Origin of the sequence: Flavihumibacter petaseus NBRC 106054 (assembly GCF_000974785.1) — a bacterium.
Lineage (GTDB): Bacteria > Bacteroidota > Bacteroidia > Chitinophagales > Chitinophagaceae > Flavihumibacter > Flavihumibacter petaseus.
Map to the genome: position 1 here is coordinate 1 of NZ_BBWV01000012.1, position 6,529 is coordinate 6,529.

A 6,529-nucleotide genomic window follows, 5' to 3' on the forward strand; every position below is an offset into this window, starting at 1 on the left:
CGCACTGACTTTACCAGCTTCGTCAATTGAAGGCATCAACGGTACATGGTCACCTGCCATCAATAATACAGCGACAACGACTTACACGTTTACCCCGGCAGCAGGACAGTGTGCCAATTCATCTACATTAACCGTAACCGTCAACCAACCAGTAACACCGACCTTCGCCGCCATACCAGCGATCTGCGCGGGCGATCCGATCAACCTGTTGACCACGTCCACAAACGGCATCACCGGTACATGGTCACCTGCCATCAACAATACGGCTACAACAACATATACCTTCACCCCGGCAGTTGGACAGTGTGCGAACACAACCACACTGACAGTAACGGTGAACCAGCCGGTAACACCAACCTTCGCCGCCATACCAGCAATCTGTTCTGGCGATGCATTTACTTTACCAGCTTCATCTACTGAAGGAATCACTGGTACGTGGACTCCAGCCATCAACAATACGGCTACAACAACTTATACATTCACCCCGGCAGCAGGGCAGTGCGCCAATACCACTACACTTACTGTAACCATTAATCAACCGGTAACACCGACCTTCGCCGCTATACCAGCGATCTGTTCTGGCGATGCACTGACTTTGCCAGCTTCATCTACTGAAGGCATCAACGGTACCTGGTCTCCAGCTATCAACAATACTGCAACAACAACTTACACCTTCACACCTGCAGCTGGACAGTGTGCTAATACCACTACTCTGACCGTAACCGTGAACCAACCAGTTACACCGACCTTCGCCGCAATACCAGCGATCTGTGCCGGCGATGCACTGACTTTACCAGCTTCGTCTACTGAAGGCATCACCGGTACCTGGACTCCAGCCATTAACAATACGGCTACTACAACCTATACCTTCACACCAGCAGTTGGACAGTGTGCAAATACAACAACTTTAACTGTAACGGTAAACCAGCCAGTTACGCCAACATTCGCCGCCATACCAGCAATCTGTGCCGGCGATCCGATCAACCTGCTTAACACGTCAACAAACGGTATAACTGGCACGTGGACTCCAGCCATCAACAATGCTGCTACAACAACTTATACCTTCACACCAGCAGCAGGGCAGTGCGCTAACACCAATACACTGACCGTAACGGTGAACCAGCCGGTAACGCCAACCTTCGCTGCTATACCAGCAATCTGTTCTGGCGACGCATTGACTTTACCAGCTTCATCTACTGAAGGCATCACTGGTACCTGGTCACCGGCGATCAATAATACAGCTACAACAACTTACACTTTTACACCAGCTGCAGGACAGTGTGCCAATTCAACTACATTAACCGTAACCGTTAACCAACCAGTTACACCGACCTTCGCTGCTATACCAGCAATCTGTTCTGGCGACGCATTGACTTTACCAGCTTTATCTACTGAAGGCATCACTGGTACCTGGTCACCTGCCATCAACAATACGGCTACAACAACCTATACCTTCACCCCCGCAGCAGGGCAGTGCGCCAATACAGCAACTTTAACCGTAACCGTTAACCAACCGGTAACACCAACCTTCGCTGCAATACCTGCAATCTGTGCCGGAGATCCAATCAACCTGCTGACCACGTCCACCAACGGTATTCCTGGTACATGGTCACCAGCGATCAACAATACAGCTACAACTACTTATACTTTCACCCCGGCAGTAGGGCAGTGCGCCAATACAACCACTTTAACCGTAACCGTTAACCAACCGGTAACACCGACCTTCGCCGCGATACCAGCAATCTGCGCCGGTGATGCACTGACTTTACCGGCTTCATCAACTGAAGGTATACCTGGTACCTGGTCACCAGCGATCAACAATACAGCTACAACTACCTACACCTTCACCCCGGCAGCAGGGCAGTGCGCCAATACAACAACTTTAACCGTAACGGTGAACCAACCGGTTACGCCGACATTCGCTGCAATACCTGCAATCTGTGCCGGCGAAGCACTGACTTTACCGGCTTCATCAACTGAAGGTATCCCTGGTACATGGTCACCAGCGATCAACAATACAGCTACAACAACCTACACCTTCACACCGGCTGTTGGACAGTGTGCGAATACAACAACTTTAACGGTAACCGTTACCCAACCAGTAACACCGACCTTTGCCGCCTTACCAGCGATCTGTGCTGGCGATGCATTGACTTTACCAGCTTCATCTACTGAAGGCATCACTGGTACATGGACTCCAGCCATCAACAATACGGCTACAACGACTTATACCTTCACACCAGCAGCCGGACAGTGTGCGAATACAACAACTTTAACGGTAACCGTTACCCAACCAGTAACACCGACCTTTGCCGCTATACCAGCAATCTGCGCAGGCGATCCGATCAACCTGTTGACCACGTCCACAAACGGCATCACTGGTACCTGGACACCAGCCATCAACAACACGGCCACAACTACCTACACCTTCACACCAGCGGCCGGACAGTGTGCGAACACAACAACATTAACCGTAACTGTTACCCAGTCAGTAACACCGACCTTCGCCGCCATACCAGCAATCTGCTCAGGCGATGCACTGACTCTACCAGCTTCATCTACTGAAGGCATCACCGGTACATGGACACCAGCCATCAACAATACAGCAACAACAACCTACACCTTCACGCCAGCAGCTGGACAGTGTGCCAATTCAACTACATTAACCGTAACCGTTAACCAACCAGTTACACCGACCTTTGCCGCAATACCTGCGATATGTGCCGGAGATCCGATCAACCTGCTTACTACTTCCACCAATGGAATTACCGGCTCATGGACGCCAGCCATCAACAACACGGCTACAACAACCTACACCTTCACACCAACGGCCGGACAGTGTGCGAACACAACAACATTAACGGTTACTGTGAACCAGCCGGCGACACCAACCTTTGCAGCAATACCAGCAATTTGTGCCGGTGATCCGCCTGTTACCTTGCCTGGAACTTCCCTGGAAGGAATATTAGGTACCTGGAGCCCGGCATTCAACAATACTGCTACAACCACATACACATTTACGCCAACGATAGGACAGTGCGCGACCACAACTACCATGACAGTTACTGTCAATACCGCTATTACGCCGACCTTCGCGGCCATCCCGGCATTCTGCGCAGGAACTCCCGCACCTACATTGCCCGGAACTTCATCTAATGGCATTACTGGTACCTGGTCACCGGCAACTATTAGTAACACTACTTCCGGTACCTATACCTTCACTCCGGCAGCGGGTCAGTGTGCGACCGTTACCACGATCGATATAACGGTTGACCCAAGGATCACTCCGGTATTCGATGCAATTGGGGCACTATGCCAGAACAGCACAGCGCCAGCACTCGCAACTACTTCCAATAACGGCGTTTCAGGCACCTGGAGCCCGGCAACGATTAACACCAGCATTATCGGGCCCACTACCTATACTTTCACCCCTGCGGCCGGTGAATGTGCCGATCCCTTCAGTGTTGTGATCGATATTGCCACTACTGTGGTGCCATCATTCAATGCGATCGGGCCATTGTGTATCAACAGCACGGCACCTGTACTGCCAACTACCTCCAACAACGGCATCACCGGCAGCTGGAATGCGACGATCAATACCAGCACTGCTGGAACTACAACTTATACCTTCACTCCGGATGCCGGCCAGTGCGGCGCAACTACGTCAATTGATGTGACAATCGTTGATCTGGTGACACCGGCATTTGCGGCCATTCCCGCTATTTGCGCGGGAGACCCGGCACCAGTTTTCCCAACAGCTTCCACCAATGGCATCACCGGAAACTGGAGTCCGGCATTTAACAATACTGCTACAACTACCTATACATTTACTCCTGATGCTGGTCAATGTGCTACCACAACAACTTTAACCGTAACCGTTAACCAGCCGGTAACCCCAACCTTTACTGCTATACCGGCATTCTGTTCCGGCACAGCGGCCCCCGGATTGTCCCAGACTTCCAACAATGGCATTACGGGTACCTGGTCGCCGTCTGTGATCAGTAACACAGCTTCAGCTACTTATACCTTTACCCCGGATCCCGGACAGTGTGCAACAGTTACTACGCTTGATGTTACCGTATCTCCAAGCATCGGTGCAGTGTTTGATCCCATCGGATCACTATGTCAGAACAGCACGGCGCCCACGCTTCCAACCTCATCCAACAATGGCGTCACAGGCAATTGGAATATACCGGCTATCAACACGACAATCATTGGAACGACCACTTATACTTTCACTCCGGATGCAGGTCAATGTTCCGCACCAGTTGATGTAGACATTACCATCGCGCTCACCGTCACCCCGACCTTCAATGCTATTGGACCACTTTGTATTAACAGTCCGGCACCGGCATTGCCCTCCATGTCTAATAATGGAATAATCGGCACCTGGAGCCCCACCACTGTAACAACAGCAACTGCTGGCACTACTACTTATACATTCACCCCGGATGCGGGACAATGCGGCGCCGTAACAACACTTTCAGTAACTGTAACCGACCTTACCATTCCTTCATTTGCACCGGTTGCCGCCATCTGCCAGGGCGATGCAGCACCTGTACTCTCTGGCACTTCTCTGAATGGCATTACCGGTTCCTGGTCACCCGCCGTTGTAAGCAATACCGCTTCCGGCACTTACACTTTCACACCGGCTGCCGGTCAGTGTGCGGACATAACCACACTGGATGTGACTGTTACCCCCAGCACCACACCAACCTTCGATCCGATCGGGGCCATCTGCCAGAATGGTACTGCACCGGCGCTGCCTGCTGCTTCACTAAATGGCGTGAGCGGAAGCTGGAATCCTTCAGTAATCAATACTTCAGCAGCAGGAACAACTACATACACCTTCACGCCGGCAGCGGGACAGTGTGCAGTTCCGGTTAGTGTTGATATTACCATTTCATCAAGTGTTACCCCTGTATTCACGGCCATCGGTCCGCTTTGCGTGAACAGCCCGGCTCCAACCTTACCGGCTTCCTCCAATAATGGCATCAACGGTACCTGGAACCCGGCAACAATCAATACCAGCACGATAGGCACCACCACGTACACCTTTACCCCGGATGCGGCAAGTTGCGGCGTGGTGACCAGTATAGATATCACCATAACAAACCAGGTTACACCAAACTTTACGGCGATCCCTGCTTTCTGTGCAGGCTCACCATCACCAGTACTCCCTGCGACTTCGCTGAATGGCATAACAGGAACCTGGAGTCCGGCCATTATCAGCAATACTGCGTCCGGCACTTACACCTTCACCCCGGATGCAGGGCAATGTGCTGCGGCTACTAGCCTGGATGTAACAGTAACTCCTGCGACAACGCCGGCATTTGATCCAATTGGCGCGCTGTGTCAGAACAGTGCGGCACCGGCCTTGCCAACTTTATCCACCAACGGCATCAACGGTACCTGGAGTCCTGCCGTGATTACTACCACTTCAGCCGGAACTACTACTTATACGTTTACACCGGCAGCGGGTGAATGTGCCAATCCGGTTACCCTAGACATAACAGTGCTGCCGCAAACTTCGCCAACCTTTGATCCGATCGGTGCAATTTGCCAGAATGCAACTGCACCTGCATTGCCGACGACTTCGCTCAATGGTGTGAACGGTATATGGAGCCCGGCAGTGATCAATACGGCTACAGCCGGCACGGCTACCTATACATTTACTCCGGCCATAGGGGAGTGCGCTACACCGATCAGTATAGACATTACGATCTCTTTGAGCGTAACACCGGTATTCAATGCCATTGGCCCTCTTTGCCTGAATAGCCCGGCACCAATACTTCCGGGAACATCAAATAACGGTATCGGCGGCACGTGGAACCCGACGACCGTCAATACTGGTGTAGTTGGCACAACAACCTATACCTTCACACCAGACGCCGCGAGCTGCGGTGTGCAGACAACAATCGACATCACGATCACGGATCTGGTAACACCAACTTTTGATCCGATCGGTGCGATTTGCCAAAACGGAGTAGCTCCTGCCTTACCGGCTACATCACTCAATGGTGTGAATGGTACATGGAGCCCGGCGGCGATCAATACGGCCACTGTTGGAACTTCTACCTATACCTTTACGCCGGCAGCAGGTGAGTGTGCGGCTCCATTAGCTATTGATGTTACGATAACTGGTGAGATCACACCAACTTTCAACGCCATACCCGCGATCTGTGAAGGCGCTCCTGCTCCGTTATTACCATCCACATCCCTGAACGGCATCACAGGCAACTGGCTGCCGGCTGTAATAAACACAACAACCTCCGGCACGTATAGTTTCATACCGGATGCTGGTCAATGCGCTGCGATTATCACTATCGACATTACTGTTACGCCACTGGCAACACCAACTTTTAATCCGATCGGTGCGATTTGTCAAAACGGAGTAGCACCAGCGTTGCCAGCTACATCACTCAATGGCGTGAATGGCACCTGGAGCCCGGCAGTGATCAACACAACCACTGTTAGCACCACTACCTATACCTTTACACCAGCGGCAGGAGAGTGCGCAGCACCGGTT

1 protein-coding gene is annotated in these 6,529 nt (G+C 51.9%); it reads left to right on the forward strand.

The features are described from left to right. On the forward strand, positions 1-6,529 hold a 6,529-nt coding region (locus tag FPE01S_RS26045), incomplete at both ends, for a hypothetical protein (RefSeq protein ID WP_052956159.1).